This window comes from Streptomyces sp. NPDC056480, assembly GCF_042795405.1.
Taxonomy (GTDB): Bacteria; Actinomycetota; Actinomycetes; order Streptomycetales; family Streptomycetaceae; genus Streptomyces.
Genome location: NZ_JBHTSA010000008.1, coordinates 1 through 19,887 on the forward strand (window position 1 = coordinate 1; position 19,887 = coordinate 19,887).

Annotated in this window: 20 protein-coding genes; 5 read left to right on the plus strand and 15 right to left on the minus strand. The window is 72.6% G+C overall.

Going from position 1 to position 19,887, the window contains the following annotated elements; genetic code table 11:
- Positions 1 to 50: 50 nt before the first annotated feature.
- Positions 51 to 2,573: an ATP-dependent Clp protease ATP-binding subunit gene (locus ACFQ79_RS06135; protein WP_030324202.1), complete on the minus strand. Its 2,523-nt coding sequence runs from the start codon at positions 2,571 to 2,573 to the stop codon at positions 51 to 53.
- Between the two features lie 494 nt (positions 2,574 to 3,067).
- Between ACFQ79_RS06135 and ACFQ79_RS06140 the strand changes: the two genes are divergently transcribed.
- On the plus strand, positions 3,068 to 3,658 hold the full coding sequence (locus ACFQ79_RS06140; RefSeq protein ID WP_383579647.1) for an SCO3374 family protein: 591 nt from the start codon (positions 3,068 to 3,070) through the stop codon (positions 3,656 to 3,658).
- Here ACFQ79_RS06140 and ACFQ79_RS06145 read toward each other — a convergent pair.
- The 10 genes from ACFQ79_RS06145 to ACFQ79_RS06190 form a co-directional block, all read right to left on the minus strand.
- A complete protein-coding gene (locus ACFQ79_RS06145; RefSeq protein ID WP_030324199.1) occupies positions 3,637 to 3,972 on the minus strand; it encodes an Lsr2 family protein in 336 nt (111 codons plus the stop codon). The two genes, ACFQ79_RS06140 and ACFQ79_RS06145, sit on opposite strands and share 22 nt — an antisense overlap.
- 187 nt (positions 3,973 to 4,159) lie before the next feature.
- Positions 4,160 to 4,705, minus strand: coding sequence for an amino-acid N-acetyltransferase (locus tag ACFQ79_RS06150; protein ID WP_383579648.1), 546 nt, complete (start codon positions 4,703 to 4,705; stop codon positions 4,160 to 4,162).
- Between the two features lie 29 nt (positions 4,706 to 4,734).
- Complete coding sequence (locus tag ACFQ79_RS06155; protein WP_383579650.1) at positions 4,735 to 5,184, minus strand: BlaI/MecI/CopY family transcriptional regulator; 450 nt, start codon at positions 5,182 to 5,184, stop codon at positions 4,735 to 4,737.
- Between the two features lie 190 nt (positions 5,185 to 5,374).
- Positions 5,375 to 5,557 (minus strand): hypothetical protein, encoded by a 183-nt coding sequence (locus ACFQ79_RS06160; protein WP_383579651.1) that lies wholly within the window; start codon positions 5,555 to 5,557, stop codon positions 5,375 to 5,377.
- 14 nt (positions 5,558 to 5,571) lie between these two features.
- On the minus strand, positions 5,572 to 6,153 hold the full coding sequence (locus ACFQ79_RS06165) for a hypothetical protein (protein ID WP_383579842.1): 582 nt from the start codon (positions 6,151 to 6,153) through the stop codon (positions 5,572 to 5,574).
- 330 nt (positions 6,154 to 6,483) lie between these two features.
- Positions 6,484 to 7,290, minus strand: coding sequence for a type III pantothenate kinase (locus ACFQ79_RS06170; RefSeq protein WP_187621655.1), 807 nt, complete (start codon positions 7,288 to 7,290; stop codon positions 6,484 to 6,486).
- Positions 7,290 to 8,312 carry a carboxylating nicotinate-nucleotide diphosphorylase gene (nadC, locus tag ACFQ79_RS06175; protein ID WP_383579653.1) on the minus strand — a complete coding sequence of 341 codons (1,023 nt, stop codon included), beginning with the start codon at positions 8,310 to 8,312 and terminating at the stop codon, positions 7,290 to 7,292. Before nadC ends, ACFQ79_RS06170 begins: the two co-directional genes overlap by 1 nt.
- Positions 8,313 to 10,007, minus strand: coding sequence for an L-aspartate oxidase (locus ACFQ79_RS06180; RefSeq protein ID WP_383579654.1), 1,695 nt, complete (start codon positions 10,005 to 10,007; stop codon positions 8,313 to 8,315).
- Positions 10,004 to 11,086: a pantoate--beta-alanine ligase gene (gene panC, locus ACFQ79_RS06185; RefSeq protein WP_383579655.1), complete on the minus strand. Its 1,083-nt coding sequence runs from the start codon at positions 11,084 to 11,086 to the stop codon at positions 10,004 to 10,006. The genes ACFQ79_RS06180 and panC overlap by 4 nt, the downstream gene beginning before the upstream one ends.
- Positions 11,083 to 12,048, minus strand: a complete 966-nt coding sequence (locus ACFQ79_RS06190) for a Rossmann-like and DUF2520 domain-containing protein (RefSeq protein WP_383579657.1) — start codon at positions 12,046 to 12,048, stop codon at positions 11,083 to 11,085. The genes panC and ACFQ79_RS06190 overlap by 4 nt, the downstream gene beginning before the upstream one ends.
- A gap of 125 nt (positions 12,049 to 12,173) precedes the next feature.
- Here ACFQ79_RS06190 and ACFQ79_RS06195 point away from each other — a divergent pair, with 125 nt between their 5' ends.
- A complete protein-coding gene (locus ACFQ79_RS06195; RefSeq protein ID WP_383579658.1) occupies positions 12,174 to 13,331 on the plus strand; it encodes a threonine aldolase family protein in 1,158 nt (385 codons plus the stop codon).
- A gap of 161 nt (positions 13,332 to 13,492) precedes the next feature.
- Here ACFQ79_RS06195 and ACFQ79_RS06200 read toward each other — a convergent pair whose 3' ends face one another.
- Positions 13,493 to 13,699, minus strand: a complete 207-nt coding sequence (locus tag ACFQ79_RS06200; RefSeq protein WP_383579660.1) for a hypothetical protein — start codon at positions 13,697 to 13,699, stop codon at positions 13,493 to 13,495.
- Positions 13,700 to 13,846: 147 nt separating this feature from the next.
- On the opposite strand from ACFQ79_RS06200, the gene ACFQ79_RS06205 reads away from it, so the two are divergent.
- A complete protein-coding gene (locus ACFQ79_RS06205; RefSeq protein ID WP_383579661.1) occupies positions 13,847 to 14,935 on the plus strand; it encodes a DUF5937 family protein in 1,089 nt (362 codons plus the stop codon).
- Positions 14,936 to 14,971: 36 nt separating this feature from the next.
- Here ACFQ79_RS06205 and ACFQ79_RS06210 read toward each other — a convergent pair whose 3' ends face one another.
- The 3 genes from ACFQ79_RS06210 to ACFQ79_RS06220 are packed head-to-tail and all read right to left on the minus strand — an operon-like array spanning position 14,972 to position 17,504.
- Complete coding sequence (locus ACFQ79_RS06210; RefSeq protein WP_383579663.1) at positions 14,972 to 15,583, minus strand: AAA family ATPase; 612 nt, start codon at positions 15,581 to 15,583, stop codon at positions 14,972 to 14,974.
- Positions 15,584 to 15,600: 17 nt separating this feature from the next.
- Positions 15,601 to 16,278, minus strand: a complete 678-nt coding sequence (locus tag ACFQ79_RS06215; RefSeq protein ID WP_383579665.1) for a response regulator — start codon at positions 16,276 to 16,278, stop codon at positions 15,601 to 15,603.
- Positions 16,279 to 16,295: 17 nt separating this feature from the next.
- Entirely contained in the window at positions 16,296 to 17,504 is a 1,209-nt protein-coding gene (locus ACFQ79_RS06220) for a sensor histidine kinase (RefSeq protein WP_383579667.1), read from the minus strand.
- Positions 17,505 to 17,600: 96 nt separating this feature from the next.
- Here ACFQ79_RS06220 and ACFQ79_RS06225 point away from each other — a divergent pair, with 96 nt between their 5' ends.
- Positions 17,601 to 18,716, plus strand: a complete 1,116-nt coding sequence (locus ACFQ79_RS06225; protein ID WP_383579668.1) for an SAM-dependent methyltransferase — start codon at positions 17,601 to 17,603, stop codon at positions 18,714 to 18,716.
- Between the two features lie 4 nt (positions 18,717 to 18,720).
- Positions 18,721 to 19,863: an NADH-quinone oxidoreductase subunit D gene (locus ACFQ79_RS06230; protein ID WP_383579670.1), complete on the plus strand. Its 1,143-nt coding sequence runs from the start codon at positions 18,721 to 18,723 to the stop codon at positions 19,861 to 19,863.
- Positions 19,864 to 19,887: the final 24 nt, after the last annotated feature.

Sequence of the window (19,887 nt, forward strand, 5' to 3'; positions counted from 1 at the left end):
CCCGGAACCAGCTGGTTCCGGGGCCGCCCCTTGTGCTCAGGCGCTGAGCCTTACGCGTCCTTGGACAGGTTCGGGCCCGTGCCGCCCGTCGCCTCGATCGGCGGGGCGTCCGGCAGAGCCGTCTTCTCCTCGCCGCGGAAGGTGAAGGTGCGCTCGTCGCCCTCGCCCTCCGTGTCCACGACCACGATGTGACCGGGGCGCAGCTCGCCGAAGAGGATCTTCTCCGAGAGCGAGTCCTCGATCTCGCGCTGGATCGTCCGGCGCAGCGGCCGGGCGCCCATCACGGGGTCGTAGCCCTTCTTGGCGAGCAGCTCCTTCGCGGACTGGGAGAGCTCGATGCCCATGTCCCGGTCCTTGAGGCGCTCGTCGACGCGGCCGATCATCAGGTCGACGATCTGGAGGATGTCCTCCTGCGTCAGCTGCGGGAAGACGATGATGTCGTCCACACGGTTGAGGAACTCCGGGCGGAAGTGCTGCTTCAGCTCGTCGCTGACCTTCGCCTTCATCCGCTCGTAGTTGGACTTCGTGTCGCCCTGGGCGGCGAAGCCCAGGTTGAAGCCCTTCGAGATGTCCCTGGTCCCGAGGTTGGTGGTCATGATGATGACCGTGTTCTTGAAGTCCACGACCCGGCCCTGGGAGTCGGTCAGGCGACCGTCCTCCAGGATCTGGAGAAGGGAATTGAAGATATCGGGGTGGGCCTTCTCGACCTCGTCGAAGAGGACGACGGAGAACGGCTTGCGGCGCACCTTCTCGGTGAGCTGGCCGCCCTCTTCGTAGCCGACGTATCCGGGCGGCGAACCGAAGAGACGGGAAACCGTGTGCTTCTCGCTGAACTCCGACATGTCGAGGGAGATCATCGCGTCCTCGTCGCCGAAGAGGAATTCGGCGAGGGCCTTCGAAAGCTCGGTCTTACCGACGCCGGACGGGCCGGCGAAGATGAACGAGCCACCGGGGCGCTTCGGGTCCTTCAGACCGGCACGCGTACGGCGGATGGCCCGCGAGAGGCCGATGACGGCGTCCTTCTGCCCGATGACGCGCTTGTGGAGCTCGTCCTCCATGCGGAGCAGGCGGCTGGACTCCTCCTCGGTCAGCTTGAAGACCGGGATGCCCGTGGCAGTCGCGAGGACCTCGGCGATCAGATCGCCGTCGACCTCGGCCACGACGTCCATGTCGCCGGCCTTCCACTCCTTCTCGCGCTTGGCCTTCGCGGCGAGGAGCTGCTTCTCCTTGTCACGGAGCGAGGCGGCCTTCTCGAAGTCCTGCGAGTCGATCGCGGACTCCTTGTCGCGGCGGACGCCGGCGATCTTCTCGTCGAACTCGCGGAGGTCCGGCGGCGCGGTCATCCGGCGGATGCGCATCCGGGAGCCGGCCTCGTCGATCAGGTCGATCGCCTTGTCCGGGAGGAAGCGGTCCGAGATGTACCGGTCGGCCAGGGTCGCGGCCTGGACGAGGGCCTCGTCGGTGATGGAGACCCGGTGGTGGGCCTCGTACCGGTCGCGCAGACCCTTGAGGATCTCGATGGTGTGCGGCAGCGACGGCTCGGCGACCTGGATGGGCTGGAAGCGGCGCTCGAGGGCCGCGTCCTTCTCCAGGTACTTCCGGTACTCGTCCAGCGTGGTCGCACCGATGGTCTGGAGCTCACCGCGGGCCAGCATCGGCTTGAGGATGCTGGCGGCGTCGATCGCACCCTCGGCGGCACCCGCACCCACGAGGGTGTGGAGCTCGTCGATGAACAGGATGATGTCGCCGCGGGTGCGGATCTCCTTGAGGACCTTCTTCAGGCGCTCCTCGAAGTCACCGCGGTAGCGGGAGCCGGCGACCAGCGCGCCGAGGTCGAGGGTGTAGAGGTGCTTGTCCTTGAGGGTCTCGGGCACCTCGCCCTTGACGATGGCCTGCGCCAGGCCCTCGACGACGGCGGTCTTGCCGACGCCGGGCTCGCCGATGAGGACCGGGTTGTTCTTGGTGCGGCGGGACAGCACCTGCATGACCCGCTCGATCTCCTTCTCGCGCCCGATGACCGGGTCGAGCTTGGATTCGCGGGCCGCCTGGGTGAGGTTGCGCCCGAACTGGTCGAGGACCAGGGACGTCGAGGGGGTGCCCTCGGCAGGACCGCCGGCCGTGGCGGCTTCCTTGCCCTGGTAGCCGGAGAGCAGCTGGATGACCTGCTGCCGCACCCGGTTGAGGTCGGCGCCCAGCTTCACGAGGACCTGGGCGGCGACGCCCTCGCCCTCGCGGATCAGGCCGAGCAGGATGTGCTCGGTGCCGATGTAGTTGTGGCCGAGCTGGAGGGCCTCACGGAGCGAGAGCTCCAGGACCTTCTTGGCGCGAGGGGTGAAGGGGATGTGCCCGGACGGGGCCTGCTGCCCCTGCCCGATGATCTCCTCCACCTGCTGGCGGACCGCCTCGAGCGAAATCCCGAGGCTCTCCAGGGCCTTAGCGGCGACACCCTCACCCTCGTGGATAAGGCCCAGAAGGATGTGCTCGGTGCCGATGTAGTTGTGGTTGAGCATCCGGGCTTCTTCCTGAGCCAGGACGACAACCCGCCGCGCGCGGTCGGTGAACCTCTCGAACATCGTTAATCGCTCCTCAGAGCGGTCAGTCAGTTAGGGGTCGATCCCCTCCCTGTCCTTCCGCAGCTTAGTCCCGCAAGCGGGGACCGCTCATTCCAACTGCCGACATCCGTCCGGATCACCCCCACTTCCGCGGGGAGACCTGCTGCCGAACAGCCGACAAATGCTCCAACCCGATGGTGCGAGACGATGTTCCCGCAGGCCAAGTAGTTACCCGCGCCATCAGTACGCCGATGGCGAACGTGAGACGCCGAAGCCCGCGAGTCGCCCCTCTCCACTAGGAATGTCTTACCCGTAAGGACGGACACTCCATGCGGCGCACCCCGGTTCCCTCCGCTACCAGCGAACACCCTTGCGCTGCCGAATGCACTCGTACGCCCCATCACGGACACCTTGCGCGTTCGGAGGGGGACGGTGCGTCACCGGGAACGGGGAGTCGGGCGGCCGTCGCACCCCGTCGGGCGTAACCAACACGCCCTTCCGGGAGTTCCCCGGACATGCCCTTCACCGTCCCGCTTCCCCGTACGCCGATCGACGACGGTCTCGCACGGTGGTACGAGCACGAGCTCGGCTGGGCGACGGTGGCGGGACCGCCGGTGCAGCTGGTCACGGGACTGCGCTTCGACGCCCTGGAGCTGCCCGCGGCGGCCGGCCACGGCGTACTGCGCAGGATGGGCCCCGCGACGGGTCCGGTGGCTCTGCTGGGGCGCCGCATGCGGCTGCTCGTGGCCGCGGGGAGCGCGGAGGAACTGCCGGGACTGCTCGACTGGCTCGAATGGGGCGGGATCTCGCTGGATCTCGCCGCGCTGGGCACCGACGGCCGGATGACCGCGCCCCTTCCCCCGGGGCGGGGCGGATCCGGCGCGCCGGGCGCCGCCGTGTGGCTGCGGCCCCCGGCACCGGGCCGCGAGGTCGAGTCCTCGCTGCCGGCGCTGCGGTCCGCGCCGTGGGGCGATGGGACCGCCCCGTGCCTGGTGCGTCTCGTGGCCGCCGCCGCCGCGGAGTGCCACCGGGTGCGGCTGCTGAGTGCCCGTGCCCGGGGGCCGGTGGCTCAGCAGCTGTCGCCTCAGCGGTTCGCGTCCTCGTAGGCAGCCTTGATGTCGGCGGGAACGCGACCACGGTCGTTCACGTTCATGCCGTTCTCCTTGGCCCACGCGCGGATCTTCGCGGTGTCCTGGCTGCCCGTCGCCACGGCGCGGCCCTTGCCGCGTCCACCGGTGGTACGGCCACCGGTACGACGGCCACTCGTGGTGTACGGCTCGAGCAGGCCACGGAGCTTTTCCGCGTTGGCGGTGGTGAGGTCGATCTCGTAGGTCTTGCCGTCCAGCGCGAACGTCACGGTCTCGTCCGCCTCGACGCCGTCGAGGTCGTCGACAAGAAGGACCTGAACCTTCTGTGCCACCGGATTTCCTTTCATCGAAAATGCAGTACGCGGAAAGGAAACCGCTTTTCCCGGAAAAACACAAACCCCTGGCAGAGGTTCAGAACCTCGGCAACGCGGGAAACGTGCGCGATTCGGACATAGGGTTCCGCAGGGGTTCCCCACGGGGTTCCGTCCGGCGTTCCACGGGGTTCCCCGGCGTTCCGTGTCACAGGTGCAGAAGCATCCGGCTGTTGCCCAAGGTGTTCGGCTTCACTCGTTCGAGACCGAGGAACTCGGCGACTCCCTCGTCATAGGAACGGAGGAGCTCGCTGTAGACATCTCCGTCGACCGGGGTCTCGCCGATCTCGACGAAGCCGTGCTTCGCGAAGAAGTCGACTTCGAAGGTCAGGCAGAATACCCGCCGCACCCCGAGCCATCGGGCCGTGTGCAACAACTTGTCCAGCACCTGATGCCCTACGCCGGCGCCCTTGAAGTCGGGATCGACGGCGAGAGTACGGACTTCCGCGAGGTCTTCCCACATCACATGGAGGGCTCCGCAGCCGACGACGGTGGCGTCCTCGTCGCGTTCCGCCACCCAGAACTCCTGGATGGACTCGTAAAGGGTGACGGTCGCCTTGTCGAGCAGGATCCCGCGCTGGACGAAGGGATCGACGAGACGGCGGACCGCGGCGACATCTCCGGTACGCGCCCTGCGTACGGTGACGGCTTTGGCGGAGGGCGCGGAGGCGGCCTGGGAAGCGGACGGCGACATGGGGGGACGCTATCGCCCCCGGGCCGCGGTTATCGCTCCTGGGCCCCGGTTCCCCCGGTTCCTCCGGCCCCCTCGGTTCCCTCTTCGGGCGCGGCGGGGGCGGGGGCGGGAAGCGGGTTGTCGCGCTGGACGATACGGATGGCGTCGTTCAGGGCCTCGCGCTGGTCCTGCGACATCATCCCGAAGAAGGCGACGAGGGCGGCGGCCGGGTTGTCGCTCTGGGCCCATCCCTCGTTCATCAGCGCGGCCGCGTATGCGGCGCGGGTGGAGACCGCCGTATATCGATAGGCGCGGCCTTCGACTTCTCTGCGGACCCAGCCCTTCTGATGGAGATTGTCCATGACGGTCATGACGGTGGTGTAGGCGATGGACCGTTCCTGCTGAAGGTCCTCGAGAACTTCCCGGACGGTCACCGGACGGTTCCATTGCCAGACGCGCGTCATGACGGCGTCTTCGAGCTCTCCCAAAGGACGGGGCACAGCGCCACTTTAGTGCGCAAAGAGTCGATAACGGGCCATTGAGGGAAGGAAACGCAACAAAAAGGACGTACGACCTCGAAGGGTCGTACGTCCCGGGTACCGCGATCGCTCACGGCGGTCCGCGGTGGCGCGTGGGCCGTGGTCCGTGGGCCGTGGTGCGTGGCCCGTGGTGCGTGGCCCGTCTCGGACCTCAGTCCCTGGCGCCGTTGTCCGCCGGCTGACGCACGGCCTCGGCGCGGGCGATCGCGGCGTCCACGATCGCGTCCTCCTTGGCCTTGTTCGGCCCGCCCTGGCTCTTGATGATGATGGCGACCACGGCGAAGAAGAAGACGGCCATCACGACGGGCGGCACGAGCGCGGATACGTAGTCCATGGCGACCAGACTAGCTATCCGGCGGCCCGCTCCTCCGGCGGGGGCGGGGGTACGGGCCTCCGGCGTGGCGGGAAGACCTCGGACGGCTTGGGCACCGGGCGCTCGGCCGGGGCCGGCGGCGTCGGCTTGGGCTCGTCGGCCGCCGCACGCCCGCCGGGGAGGGCCAGCAGCCGGGCCCTGGGGGCCGAGGCGGTGGCGACGAGGGGGGTGGCGGTGGCCTGGGAGACCCGGGCCAGGCGCGCGCGTACCGAACGCTCGGCGAGGATCTGGCAGCGGGCGAGCAGCTCGGCGGCCGCGGGATTGCGGCGCAGCGCGCGCAGGGCGGCGAGGTCGTCGGCCGCGGGGTCGCATCCGGCGGCGAGGGAGTCCTGGAGGAGCTCCAGGTAGCCGCTGAGCGACCCGGGCAGCGCCTCGCGGTAGCGGGCCAGGTCGTCGAGGAGGAAGGCGCGCATTCGGCCGGCCTCACGTACGGCCTCGTCCACGGATTCGGCCAGGAGCAGCGCGTCCTGGACGTCCTCGTCCTGGAGGGGGGCGGGGTGGAGGGCGACGGCGAGGGCACGGCGGAGCACACGCAGCTCGTCCGCGCTGAACGCCATGCCGCCGCGGGATCCGTATGGCGTGGGCATGGGCCGACGATACGCGCTAATCGGACAATTTTCTCTTAGCGATCATCCCGGCGCGCCGGTGGCGCGGGGGGGGCACAGGGGGCGGGAACGGGGGCCGGGGGTCCGCGGGGCCGCGGGGCCGGGGCCGGAGAGCAGGCCCCGCAGGCTGGGTCCGGCAGGGCCGGGGAGCAGGCCGGGGCCGGGGCCCGTGGGGCGGGGCCGGAGAGCAGGCCGGGGCCGGGGGGGCGGCAGGCCGGGGCGAAGGCCGGAGACCGGGACCGACGGAGCCGGAGGCCGGGGTGGCCGGGCCGGCCCCGGTGGTCACATGCGGGAGACGTTTCGCTCGTACACCAGGCGCAGGCCGATCAGGGTCAGCCAGGGCTCGTGCTCGTCGATCTCCTTGGAGTCGGCGAGGACCATCGGCGCCAGGCCGCCGGTCGCGATCACCGTCACGTCCGACGGGTCGCCGCCGGGGCCGACCAGCTCCCGCTTCATGCGGGCGACGACGCCGTCGACCTGGCCCGCGTACCCGTAGACGATGCCGGACTGCATCGCCTCGACCGTGTTCTTGCCGATGACGCTGCGCGGCCGGGCCAGCTCGATCTTGCGGAGCATGGCCCCCTTGACCCCGAGCGCCTCGACCGAGATCTCGATGCCCGGCGCGATCGCCCCGCCGGCGTACTCCCCGCGCGCGGTGATCGCGTCGTACGTCGTCGCCGTACCGAAGTCGACGACGATCGCCGGGCCGCCGTAGAGCTCGACGGCGGCGACCGCGTTGATCACGCGGTCCGCGCCGACCTCCTTGGGGTTGTCCGTGAGGACCGGGACGCCCGTCTTGACGCCGGGCTCCACCAGGACCGCAGGAACGTCCCCGTAGTACCGCCGCGTGACCTCGCGCAGCTCGTGCAGCACCGAGGGGACCGTCGCGCAGATGGCGATCCCCTCGATGCCGTCGCTCAGCTCGACGCCGAGCAGCGGGTGCATGCCCATGAGGCCCTGGAGCAGGACCGCCATCTCGTCGGCGGTGCGGCTCGGATCGGTGGAGATCCGCCAGTGCTCGACGATCTCGTCACCGTCGAAGAGACCGAGGACCGTGTGCGTGTTGCCGACGTCGATGGTGAGCAGCATCAGGCGCGCACCTCGCGCAGGTCGAGGCCGATGTCGAGGATCGGGGAGGAGTGGGTGAGACCGCCGACCGCCAGGTAGTCCACGCCGGTCGCGGCGTACGCGGCGGCGTTCTCCAGGGTCAGCCGGCCCGAGGACTCCAGGACGGCGCGGCCCGCGACGAGGGCGACGGCCTCCTCGGTCTCGCCCGGGGTGAAGTTGTCGAGCAGGATCAGGTCGGCGCCCGCGTCCAGGACCTCGCGGACCTGGTGCATCGTGTCGACCTCGACCTCGATGGGCAGCTCGGGGAACAGCTCGCGCACGGCCTTGAATGCCTCGGCCACGCCGCCGGCCGCCACCACGTGGTTGTCCTTCACCAGGGCCGCGTCGGAGAGCGACATGCGGTGGTTGACGCCGCCGCCGCAGCGGACCGCGTACTTCTCCAGGGCGCGCAGCCCCGGAGTCGTCTTGCGGGTGTCGCGGACCTTGGCCTTCGTGCCCTCCAGGGCGTCCGCCCACGCGCGCGTGGCGGTGGCGATGCCGGAGAGGCGGCACAGGATGTTGAGCGCGCTGCGCTCGCCGGTGAGCAGGTCGCGGGTGCGGGCGGTGACGCTGAGGAGCACCTGCCCGGCCTCGACGCGCTCGCCGTCCTCGACGTGCCGCTCGACCTCGAACTCGTCGTCGCAGACGATCGAGAGCACGGCCTCGGCCACGCGCAGACCGGCCACCACGCCGGCCTCGCGGGAGGTGAAGTCGGCGGTGGCGACGGCGTCCTCGGGGACGGTCGCCACGGTCGTCACGTCGACGCCGCCGTCGAGGTCCTCCGCGATCGCCAGGTGGGCGATGTCCTCGACCTGTACGGGGTCGAGGCCGGCGTCCGCGAGGAGCTCGGCGAGCGCGGGGTCGAGCCCGCACTCGAACTCCTCGCCGCCGCCGCAGCCACAGCCGTCGCCGCAGCCACCGGCCTCCTCGTCGGAGGCGACCGAGTTGATCTGGATGAGAGGGACGTCCACGGGCTTCGGACGGGCTTCCTCGGGCGTGGTCACTTACGGCTCCCTGGGGGCTTCGGAGGTGGGGGGAAAGTCATGCGTGCCGGTCGTCCGGACGTCGAGGGTCCGCTCCGGGGTGAGACGTACGACGAGGTGCCGGCGCCAGTCCGTGTCGTCGCGGTCCGGGTGGTCCTCGCGCCAGTGGCAGCCGCGGGTCTCCTCGCGGCGGCGGGCGGCGGCGACCAGGACCCGGGAGACGCAGAGCAGGTTGGTGGTCTCCCAGGAGTCCACGCCCGGCTCGCCCGCCTTGGTGTCGTCGGTGCCGCCCGCGACGGCGTCGCTGTGGAGCGCGTCGAGGGCCTCGGCGGCCTCCCGCAGGCTGGCCTCGGAGCGCAGCACGCCGGCGCCCGCCGTCATGATCCGCTGGATACGGGTCCGGGCGCCGGCCACGGGCAGCGGCAGGGTCACCGGGGTCGCGTGCGGCACCGGGGCGCCGGCCACGCGCGGGGCGGCGGCGATGATGTCGTCGGCGATCCGCTCGGCGAAGACCAGGCCTTCGAGGAGCGAGTTCGAGGCGAGCCGGTTGGCGCCGTGGACGCCCGTGCAGGCCACCTCGCCGCACGCGTACAGGCCCGGGACGGTCGTCCGGCCCCGGAGGTCGGTGCGGACGCCGCCGGAGGCGTAGTGGGCGGCCGGGGCGACCGGGACGGGCTCCGTGACCGGGTCGATGCCGTGCGAGCGGCAGGCCGCGAGGATCGTGGGGAAGCGCTCCTCCCACATCTCGGCGCCGAAGTGGCGGGCGTCGAGGTACATGTTCTCGGTGCCGTGCTCCTGCATGCGGCGCGTGATCGCCTTGGCGACGATGTCCCGGGGCGCCAGCTCGGCCAGCTCGTGCTGCCCGAGCATGAAGCGGACCCCGTCGGCGTCGACCAGGTGGGCGCCCTCGCCCCGTACCGCCTCGGAGACCAGCGGCTGCTGGCCCTCGGAGCCGGCGCCGAGGAAGAGCACCGTCGGGTGGAACTGGACGAACTCCAGGTCGGAGACCTCGGCCCCGGCGCGCAGCGCGAGCGCGACGCCGTCACCGGTGGAGACCGCCGGGTTGGTGGTGGCGGAGAAGACCTGGCCCATGCCGCCGGTGGCGAGGACCACCGCGGGCGCGTGGACGGCGCCGACGCCGTCGTGCTGGCCCTCGCCCATCACGTGCAGGGTCACGCCCGCCGTGCGGCCCTCGGCGTCCGTCAGAAGGTCCAGGACGAGGGCGTGCTCGATGGTGCGCACGCCCCGGTCCCGTATCGCCTCGACCAGCGCGCGGGAGATCTCGGCGCCGGTCGCGTCCCCGCCCGCGTGCGCGATGCGGCGGCGGTGGTGGCCGCCCTCGCGGGTCAGCGCGATCTCGCCGTCGGCGGTCTTGTCGAAGTCGGCGCCGGTCGCGATCAGCCGGCGGACGGCGTCGGGGCCCTCGGTGACGAGGACGTGGACGGCGCGCTCGTCGCAGAGCCCGGCGCCGGCGACCAGGGTGTCGTCGAGGTGCTGCTCGGGGGTGTCGCCCTCGCCGAGCGCGGCGGCGATGCCGCCCTGGGCCCAGCGCGTGGACCCGTCGTCGAGCCGTGCCTTGGTGACGACGACCGTACGGAGCCCGGCGGCGGTGCAGCGCAGGGCGGCGGTGAGGCCGGCGACGCCGGAGCCGACCACGACGACGTCGGCGTCGATGTCCCAGCCGGGGGCGGGGGCGTGCAGCCGTATTCCGGTCACTGGGTGGCTCCGAACATGGTGGACATGGTGGCTCCGAGAAGGAGGGGGATGTTGTCGATCAGCCGCGTGGCGCCCACGCGCGCGGCCACGGCGAGGATCGCCTCCCCGTCGTGGTCGTCGGCGACCTCGGTGAAGTCGGCCGGGTCGACGAGGGCCAGGTAGTCGAGGACGAGCGGCGGCTCGGTCCTCGACGCGTCGTCGAGCACCGTGCGCGCCGCGGCCCGCACGGCCTCGGCGCCGCAGCCCTCGGCGGCCTGCGCGACCGCGTGGGCGTCGGCGGCGGCCCGCGCCTCGCCGAGTCTGGAGAGGGCCTCGGCCCGGTCCTGGGTGCCGGGCAGGACCGCGGCCCGCGCGCACAGCGCCTCCTGGGCCACGAGCCGGTCACGGGCGGCGAACAGCGCGCCGGACAGCGCGAGGGCCGTGCGGCGCTCGTCGGCCGACAGGTAGCGGTTGCGGCTGGAGAGGGCGAGGCCGTCCGTCTCGCGGACCGTCGGCACGCCGACGATCTCGACCGGGAAGTTCAGGTCGCGGGCCATGCGGCGGATCAGGGCCAGCTGCTGGGCGTCCTTCTGCCCGAAGAAGGCCAGGTCGGGGGCGGTGAGGTGGAGCAGCTTGGCGACGACGGTCAGCATTCCGTCGAAGTGGCCGGGCCGGGAGGCGCCTTCGAGGAGCTCGCCCATGGGGCCCGCGGTGATCCTGACCTGGGGCTCTCCGCCCGGGTAGACCTCGTCGACGGAGGGCGCGAAGACGGCGCTCGCGCCCGCGTCGAAGGCGACCTCCAGGTCGGCGTCGAGGGTGCGGGGGTAGCGGTCGAGGTCCTCGCCGGCGCCGAACTGGAGCGGGTTGACGAAGACGGTGACGACGACGAAGCCCTGGTCGCCGACGCGCTCGCGGGCGGCCCTGACGAGGGAGGCGTGGCCTTCGTGGAGGGCGCCCATGGTCATGACCACGGCGTTCCCGCCGGGGGCGCCGAAGCGGGCCGCGGCGTCGTGGAGGTCCTCGACCGTGCGCAGGAGTTCGGCCGGCCGGTGGCGGACGGGCCGGCCGCTCGCGGCGCGGTCACGGGCGAACAGGCTCATCGGTCGTCTCCTTGCGGCCCGTCGGCCGCTCCGGCGGCTCCGGTGGTGCCCGCCGAGGGGTCGGCGAGCACGCCCAGCAGGTCCTCGGCCAGCTCGGGCTTGAGCAGGCCGTGCGCGAGCGCGCGGTCGGCGGTCGTGCGGGCCATCGCCAGATAGCCGGCGACCGTGCCGGGCGCGTGCTTGCGCAGCTCGGCGACGTGGGCGGCGACCGTGCCGGCGTCCCCGCGCGCGACGGGGCCGGTGAGGGCCGCGTCACCGGACCGCAGCGCGTTGTCCAGGGCGGCGCCGAGGAGCGGGCCCAGCATCCGGTCCGGGGCGGCGACCCCGGCCTTGTGCAGCAGCTCCATCGACTGGGCCACCAGGGTGACCAGATGGTTCGCGCCGAGCGCAAGGGCCGCGTGGTAGAGCGGGCGGGCGTCCTCGGCGATCCACTCGGGCTCGCCGCCCATCTCGATCACCAGGGCCTCGGCCGCCAGCCGCAGCTCCTCCGGCGCGGTGACCCCGAAGGAGCAGCCGGCCAGGCGCTGGACGTCGACGGGGGTGCCGGTGAAGGTCATCGCGGGGTGCAGGGCGAGCGGCAGGGCGCCCGCGCGCCGGACGGGGTCCAGGACCCGGGCCCCGTACCGCCCGGAGGTGTGCACGATCAGCTGTCCCGGGCGTACGGCCCCGGTGTCGGCGAGCCCCTCGACCAGACCGGGCAGCGCGTCGTCCGGCACGGTCAGCAGGACCAGGTCGGCGAGGGCGAGGACGCGCGCGGGCTCCACGACGGGGACGTCGGGCAGGAACTCCGCGGCGCGGCGCCGGGAGGCGTCGGAGACCGCCGAGACGGCGACGGGCCGGTGTCCGGCGAGCCGGAGGGCGGCGGCGAGGGCGGGGCCCACGCGGCCGGCGCCGACGACTCCGACGGTGAGCCGGGCGGGTCGGTCCTCGGCTCGGGGCTCTGGCGCTGCTGATGCGTTCACGGTGGGGACGGCCTTCCGTTCCAGTCCTCGGCGGGTACCGGACGATTTCTGGTCATGCTACGCCAGCGTTTCGTGGTGCTCCGTGGCTGTCCACAGGGTGTGGGCGGTGGTGTGATGATCGGTGCATGAATCCTGTGGACCCTGTGGACGAGGAAGCGGCCCGGCTCTACCGGGCGAAGGTCTGGGGCGGCGCCGACCGGACCCTGTGGCGCACCCAGGTGGACGGCACGGTGGGCGCGCGGCTGCGTGAACTCGCCGACTGGACCGAGTCCTCGGGCCACGGCGAGGGGCCGCTCGACATCTACGGGGACGGGCTCGTCGAGGAGCTGGAACGGCGCGTCGCCGAGGAGCTCGGCCTGCCCGCCGCCGTCTTCTTCCCCACCGGCACGATGGCGCAGCAGGTGGCCCTGCGCTGCTGGGCAGGGCGGACCGGCAGCCCCGTCGTCGCCCTCCACCCGCTCGCCCACCCCGAGGTCCACGAGAGCGGGGCGCTCGGGGCCGTCTCCGGGCTCCGTACCGTCCACCCGACCGACGCGCCCCGGCTGCCGACGGCCGAGGAGGTACGGGACCATCCGGAGCCCTTCGGGACGCTGATGCTGGAGCTGCCGCTGCGGGACGCGGGCTTCGTGCTGCCGTCCTGGGAGGAGCTGATCGCGGTGGTGGAGGCGGCCCGCGAGCGCGACGCCGTGGTCCACTTCGACGGGGCGAGGCTCTGGGAGTGCACGACGCATTTCGGCCGTCCGCTCGCGGAGATCGCGGGGCTCGCCGACAGCGTCTACCTCTCGTTCTACAAGTCGCTCGGCGGGCATTCAGGCGCCGTGCTCGCCGGACCCGAGGACGTCATGGCCGAGGCGAGGGTGTGGCGGCACCGGTACGGGGGCCAGGTCTTCCAGCAGTACCCGGCGGCCCTCTCCGCGCTCCGGGGCCTGGACGAGGAGCTGCCCCGGCTGCCCTCGTACGTGGCCCACGCGAGCGTGGTGGCCGACGCGGTCCGGGAGGCACTCACGGAGGCGGACACCGGGTGGTTCCGGGTCCACCCGGAGACCCCGCACACCCACCAGTTCCAGGTCTGGCTGCCGTACGACGCCGAGCGGCTGACGGCGGCGTCCCTCGCCCAGACCGAGGCCACCGGCACGCTCCTCTTCCGCCGCTGGTTCACCCCGGGCGCGGGCGGCCCGCCCGGGGTCGCCGTGACGGAGCTGACGGTGGCGGGACCGGGCCTGGAGTGGACGGCGGAGGACGTGAAGGCGGCGGTACGGGAGTTCCTGTCCCGGCTGGGGTAGCGGCACCCGCTCTCGTGCGCCCCCGGTCCGGAGGCGCCGGGTCCCGGGGAAGGCAGGAGAGGCGCCGGGGTCCGGGGCGGGCAGGAGAGGCACCGGGTCCCAGGGCGGTCAGGAGGTGCCGGGGTGCCTCGGGCGGTCGGAGGCGCCGGAACCCGGGGTGTTCAGGAAGCGCCCGGGTGCAGTCGGCGGCGCAGGGCGGCACGCAGACCGCCTCGCGCCGGCCGGCCCGCCAGGACCCGCTCGAAGCGGCGCCGGTCGCGGACGGACCGCAGGACGGCGACGTCGTGGGTGCCGGGCGCCGGCGGCATCGGCTCACCGAGTCGGGCGGCGCGGTACGTGTCGAAGAGGTACTGATGCAGCGCGTTCATGTCCTCACCGTGCGCCCGGCCCCAGCCGCCTGGCTCGCCGTTTGACGGCTCCCGTCAAACGGCGGTCCCGGGCCCGCCGGCGCGTCGATTGACGGCCCTCGTCAAACGTCGCGACACCTCCCCCGGCCCACCCCGCACCATGGAGGGGTGAGCGTGACGATCGACATCACCGGACTGCCGCACGAGCGGATCGCCTTCTGCCCCTCGCCCCTGGCGGAGCTGGGCGCCGCCCTGCACGCCCTCGCCGAGCCCGCGCACCACGCCAGGCTCCACGCCTGGACCACCACGACCGCCGCCGCGCTCAAGCCCGAGCTCGCGGACCGGCTGCACGAGGCCGACTTCATGTGGCGGTCCACCCGCTCCGACATCCTGCTGCCCGCCCGGCCCCGGGAGACACTCGCCGAGGAGCTGGACGACCTCGACCGCATGGACGACGAGAAGTACGTGGGATCGGCCCTGGAGATCTCCTGCGCCAGCCGCTACTCGCACGGCGCCCCCTCGCCGCTCGTCGACGAGCGGATGCGGCGCCGCGCGCTCGAACTGGCCGCCGCGCGCGGACCGCGCCAGGCCGCGTTCGTGGAGCGGATGCTCGCCGACCCGCCCGGTACGCGCGCGTGGATCCGGCGGCTCATGGAGGACTGCGACGAGGCCTTCTTCGCCGACACCTGGCGCCGCGTCCGGGTCCAGCTCGCCGCCGACGCCCGCCACAAGACGGAGCTGATGCGTCACAAGGGCCTGGCCGAGGCCGTCGCCGACGCGTCGTCCGCGATGGTCCTCGAGGAGGACGAGGCGGGCTCCCGGATCGTCGTCGACAAGCTGGTCCAGGGCCGCACCAGTGCCGAGGGCTCGGGCGTGACGTTCCTGCCGACCGCCTTCGGATGGCCGCACCTCTTCGCGCTGCACGCGCCCGGCTGGCAGCCGGTGATCCAGTACCCGGTCCCCGCCCGCGACCTCGGCGGCGGCGCCCCCGTCGACACGGTCAAGCTGCGTCTGGAGGCGGTCGCCCACCCGATGCGGATGCGGCTGAGCCGCAGCCTCGCCCGGGGCTCGTACTCCACGAGCGAGCTGGCCGACGCGTACGGCATCAGCGCCCCCGAGGTCTCCCGCCATCTCGCGGTCATGAAGAAGGCCGGTCTGATCACCACCCAGCGGCGCGGCCGTTACGTCCTGCACCAGCTGGACGTCGCCGTCGTCGCCCGCCTCGGCAGCGACTTCCTGGAGAGCGTGCTCCGGTAGCCGAGGCCCGGCCGGGCCTCGGCGGCTCTGCCGGACTCAGTCGAAGCGGAGGTGGGAGAGGCCCACCCGGATCCGCCGCAGCCGGTGCCGCAACGGCCCGTCCGTGTTCGGCTCGGGGCGCAGCCCCGCCAGCTCCGCGACCCGGTCGGCCACCTCCGGGACCGTCAGCGGGTCCGTGCGGAGATGGTGGGCGAACTCGGGGGCCGCCAAGCGCTCCAGGCACTCGTCCAGCTTGGCCACGGCGAAGCTCTCCCGCTTCAGTCCCCGCCCGAGGCCCCGCTCCGCCAGCCGCCCCAGAACCGTCTCCCGCCCGGCGAGCAGCGCGACGTGGCACACCCGGTCCGTGCCGTGGTCCGCGCGCAGCCAGCCGACGATCTCGGCGAAGTACGCCGGGTCGGTGAGCGTCATCGGCACGATCACGGGCCCATGGCCGTACTCCCGCAGCGCCAGGTCCAGCACCTCGTGCACGCCCTGCCGCCAGGCCCTCAGGTCCTGGAAGTCGCCTCGGAGCGCGGGCGGCAGCGTCCGGTGCAGCCCGAAGCCGATGTGCTCCGGGTCGCACACCACGCTGCCCGGCAGCCGACGCCGGAGCTCGTACGCGGTCTGGGTCTTGCCGCCGCCGAAGGGACCGTTGATCCACAGCAGCATCGAGGCGCCCCCTCCGCTCAGCTCGCCGCGCCGCCGCCCGCCCGGACCAGGCCCGTCTCGTACGCGAGCACGACGACCTGGACCCGGTCGCGCAGGCCCAGCTTGGTCAGGATGCGGCCCACGTGGGTCTTCACGGTCGCCTCGGAGAGGACGAGCCTGGCCGCGATCTCACCGTTCGACAGGCCCTGCGCGACCAGCATCATCACCTCGCGCTCCCGGTCGGTGAGCCGGCCCAGCTCCTTGCGCTCAGGCTCCCTGCCCGACGACGGCAGCATCGGCGAGAAACGGTCGAGGAGCCGCCGGGTCGTCGAGGGCGCCACCACCGCGTCACCGCTGTGCACCGAGCGGATCGCGCCGAGCAGCTCCGCCGGCGGCACGTCCTTCAGCATGAAGCCGCTCGCACCCGCCTTCAGCCCCGAGAACGCGTACTCGTCGAGGTCGAAGGTGGTGAGGATCAGCACCTTCGGCGCGTCCGGCTGGGAGCAGATCCGCCGGGTCGTCTCCACCCCGTCGAGCTTGGGCATGCGGACATCCATCAGCACGACGTCGACCGCCGTCGAGCGCAGCACCTCCAGCGCCTCGACCCCGTCGCCCGCCTCCGCCACGACCTCCATGTCCGGCTGGGCGGCCAGCACCATACGGAAGCCGGTGCGCAGCAGCACCTGGTCGTCGACAAGCATCACGCGGATGGACATCAGATTCCTTCGGGTCGTCAGTGGGCGGGCTTGAGAGGGAGCAGGGCGCTGATCCGGAAGCCTCCACCGGGACGCGGGCCCGCGTCCAGCGTGCCGCCGACCATGCCGACCCGCTCCCGCATGCCGATCAGACCGTGGCCCCGGCCGTCGGCACCCCCGTCCTCGTACATCTCCTGCGGCGCTCCCCGGCCGTCGTCCTCGACGAGCAGTCCGAGGCCGTCGTCGAAGTACACCAGCCGGACGCTGGCCCCGACGTCAGGACCGCCGTGCTTGCGCGAGTTGGTGAGGGCCTCCTGCACGATCCGGTACGCGGTGAGCTCGACGCCGCTGGGCAGTGGACGCGGGCTCCCCTCGATCGCGAAGTCCACGGTCAGTCCGGCCCCCCGCACCTGCTCGACCAGGTCCTCGATCTGCTTCACGTCGGGCTGCGGCACGTACTCCCCGGCCTCCTGGTGCTCACCGGTCCGCAGGATGCCGAGCAGCCTGCGCATCTCGGCGAGTGCCTGCCGGCCGGTGGTGGAGATGGTGTCCAGGGCCTGCTTGGCGGTCTCCGGGGAGGAGTCCATGACGTACGCGGCGCCGTCGGCCTGCACCACCATCACCGACACGTTGTGCGCGACGACGTCGTGCAGTTCGCGGGCGATCCGGGCCCGCTCGGCGGCGACCGCGACCTTGGCCTGGGCCTCGCGCTCCTGCTCCAGGCGGGAGGCCCGCTCCTCCAGCTGCGCGAAGTAGGCGCGGCGGGTGCGGAGCGAGTCGCCGAGGACCCAGGCGAGCGCGAACGGCACGGTCATGATGATCGTGAAGAAGACCTGGGCCGCGCCGGACTGCGGACCCTCCACCGGCCATCTCAGCTGCGAGAGCGTCGCGGCGGAGAGTCCGCCGGCCAGCGCGAGGCGGGACGCCCAGCGGGGTCCGTCGTGCGCGGCGACGGTGTAGATGATCACGAGCATGGCGAAGTCGGCCATGAACGGCGTCAGGCCGAAGGCGAGCTGTACCAGCCCGAGGCCGACCGCGAGGACCAGCATCTTCTCCGGGGCGCGTCGCCTCAGGGCCACGACCAGGGAGAAGAGCACACCCACGAGGGCGTACCCGACGGGGTGGCCCTCCACCGAGCCGGTGCCCGCCGACACCACCCACAGCATGGAGAACCCCAGGAGGACGACCGCCCAGAAGGTGTCGACGCCCGTCGGGTGTCTGCGGATGAAGTCGTAAAGGCGCTGCACGTCACCCAGAGTAGGGAAGGGAGATGGTGCAGGGATCAACCGTGGGGTCGATCCTTGGCGCGGGGCCCGTACTCCCCGAGGTGGAGACTGGGGCGCGTGACGGATGAGACGTGTCAGTGGCAGGGGTGGCGGAAGGCCACGGAACGGGCGCTGTACGGCCCGGGGGGCTTCTACCTGCGGCCCGAGGGACCGGCGGGGCACTTCCGCACCTCGGTGCACGCCTCCCCGCTGTTCGCGGCGGCGGTGGCACGGCTGCTCGCCGAGGTCGCGGAGGAGCTGGGAACGTCCGAGGTCGATCTGGTCGACGTGGGCGCGGGGCGGGGGGAACTGCTCACGGGGGTGCTCACCGCGATCGGGAGCGGTGACGGCGCCCCGGGCGGGCGCACGGGCGGTGTCACGAGCTCCGTCGGGCGGGCCGGCCTGACGGTCAGGGCGTACGCCGTCGAGCGCGCCGGCCGGCCCGCCGGGCTCGATCCCCGGATCGAGTGGACCGACCGGCTGCCCCGGGGCGTGCGGGGGCTGGTCTTCGCGAACGAGTGGCTCGACAACGTGCCGGTGGACGTCGCCGAGGCGGACGCGGAGGGCACGGCCCGGTACGTGGAGGTCCGCGCGGACGGTGCGGAACGGCTCGGCGAGCCCGTCTCCGGCGCGGACGCGGAGTGGCTGGCCCGCTGGTGGCCGCTGCGGGAGCCGGGCGCGCGGGCCGAGATCGGCCGGCCGCGCGACGAGGCCTGGGCGTCGGCGGTGGCCTCGCTGTCGGCGGGCCGCGCGGTGGCCGTGGACTACGCGCACGTACGGGACGCCCGACCGCCCTTCGGCTCGCTGACCGGTTTCCGCGCGGGCCGCGAGGTCCCGCCGGTGCCGGACGGCAGCTGCGACCTGACGGCACATGTGGCACTGGACGCGTGCGCGGCGGCGGTCGGCGACGGCGGTACCGGCCGCCGTGGCGGCGACGGCGGCGACAGCGGCGGCGACGGGCCGTGCGGGGCCGAGCTGGTCACGCAGCGGGAGGCGCTGGGGCGGCTCGGGGTCTCCGGCGGGCGGCCGCCGCTCTCGCTGGCCTCGACCGATCCGGTCGCGTACGTCCGTGCCCTCTCCTCCGCCGGGGAGGCCGCCGAGCTCACCGCCCACGGCGGTCTCGGCGACTTCCTCTGGCTGACCCGGCGGGTCACGGGCGGGGCTACGAGGCCCCTGGGGCAGGGGGGATACTGACCGCATGACGGAGACGACGGTCGGCATCGGCGGCGCGGCGGAGAGCACCGACATGGTGCTGAACATCGGGCCGCAGCATCCCTCGACCCACGGTGTGCTCCGGCTCCGGCTCGTGCTCGACGGCGAGGTCGTGCGGGAGGCCGAGCCGGTGATCGGCTATATGCACCGCGGTGCCGAGAAGCTCTTCGAGGCGCGGGACTACCGGCAGATCATCATGCTGGCCAACCGTCACGACTGGCTTTCCGCCTTCTCGAACGAGCTCGGCGTGGTCATGGCCGTCGAGCGGATGCTGGGCATGGAGGTACCGGAGCGCGCGGTGTGGACCCGTACGCTCCTCGCCGAGCTGAACCGGGTCCTCAACCATCTGATGTTCCTCGGCTCGTACCCCCTCGAACTGGGCGGCATCACCCCCGTCTTCCACGCCTTCCGGGAGCGGGAGGAGCTCCAGGCCGTGATGGAGGAGGTCTCCGGCGGCCGGATGCACTACATGTTCAACCGGGTCGGCGGCCTCAAGGAGGACCTGCCCGCCGGCTGGCTGGGCCGGGCCCGCCAGGCCGTCGCCGACGTCCGCTCGCGGATGGACGTGTACGACGGGCTCGTCCTCGGCAACGAGATCTTCCGGGGCCGTACGCGGGGGGTCGGCGTGCTGTCCCCGGCGGCGGTCCACTCGTACGGGGTGTCGGGGCCCATCGCCCGCGCCTCGGGCGTCGACTTCGACCTGCGCCGCGACGAGCCGTACCTGGCCTACGGGGAGCTCCAGGACACCCTGCGGGTCGCGCTGCGCGAGGAGGGCGACTGCCTGGCCCGGTTCGAGTGCCTGCTGGAGCAGACGCACAACTCCCTGGACCTCGCGGACGCGTGCCTGGACCGGATGGCGGACCTGCCGCCGGGGCCGATCAACCAGCGGCTGCCGAAGGTGCTCAAGGCGCCGGAGGGCCACACGTACGCGTGGACCGAGAATCCGCTCGGTGTGAACGGCTACTACCTGGTGTCCAAGGGTGAGAAGACCCCGTACCGGCTGAAGCTGCGCTCGGCGTCGTTCAACAACATCCAGGCGCTGGTGGAACTGCTGCCGGGGACGCTGGTCGCGGACATGGTGGCGATCCTGGGCTCACTGTTCTTCGTCGTCGGCGACATCGACAAGTAGCGAGGGCCCGGCCCCAGGGGCCAG

Bases quoted from the DNA above. Each gene is read 5' to 3' on its own strand.
- ACFQ79_RS06135 (WP_030324202.1), bottom strand. From the start codon at position 2,573: ATGTTCGAGAGGTTCACCGACCGCGCGCGGCGGGTTGTCGTCCTGGCT.
- ACFQ79_RS06140 (WP_383579647.1), top strand. From the start codon at position 3,068: ATGCCCTTCACCGTCCCGCTTCCCCGTACGCCGATCGACGACGGTCTC.
- ACFQ79_RS06150 (WP_383579648.1), bottom strand. From the start codon at position 4,705: ATGTCGCCGTCCGCTTCCCAGGCCGCCTCCGCGCCCTCCGCCAAAGCC.
- ACFQ79_RS06160 (WP_383579651.1), bottom strand. From the start codon at position 5,557: ATGGACTACGTATCCGCGCTCGTGCCGCCCGTCGTGATGGCCGTCTTC.
- ACFQ79_RS06165 (WP_383579842.1), bottom strand. From the start codon at position 6,153: ATGGCGTTCAGCGCGGACGAGCTGCGTGTGCTCCGCCGTGCCCTCGCC.
- ACFQ79_RS06170 (WP_187621655.1), bottom strand. From the start codon at position 7,290: ATGCTGCTCACCATCGACGTCGGCAACACGCACACGGTCCTCGGTCTC.
- panC (WP_383579655.1), bottom strand. From the start codon at position 11,086: ATGAGCCTGTTCGCCCGTGACCGCGCCGCGAGCGGCCGGCCCGTCCGC.
- ACFQ79_RS06195 (WP_383579658.1), top strand. From the start codon at position 12,174: ATGAATCCTGTGGACCCTGTGGACGAGGAAGCGGCCCGGCTCTACCGG.
- ACFQ79_RS06200 (WP_383579660.1), bottom strand. From the start codon at position 13,699: ATGAACGCGCTGCATCAGTACCTCTTCGACACGTACCGCGCCGCCCGA.
- ACFQ79_RS06210 (WP_383579663.1), bottom strand. From the start codon at position 15,583: ATGCTGCTGTGGATCAACGGTCCCTTCGGCGGCGGCAAGACCCAGACC.
- ACFQ79_RS06215 (WP_383579665.1), bottom strand. From the start codon at position 16,278: ATGTCCATCCGCGTGATGCTTGTCGACGACCAGGTGCTGCTGCGCACC.
- ACFQ79_RS06230 (WP_383579670.1), top strand. From the start codon at position 18,721: ATGACGGAGACGACGGTCGGCATCGGCGGCGCGGCGGAGAGCACCGAC.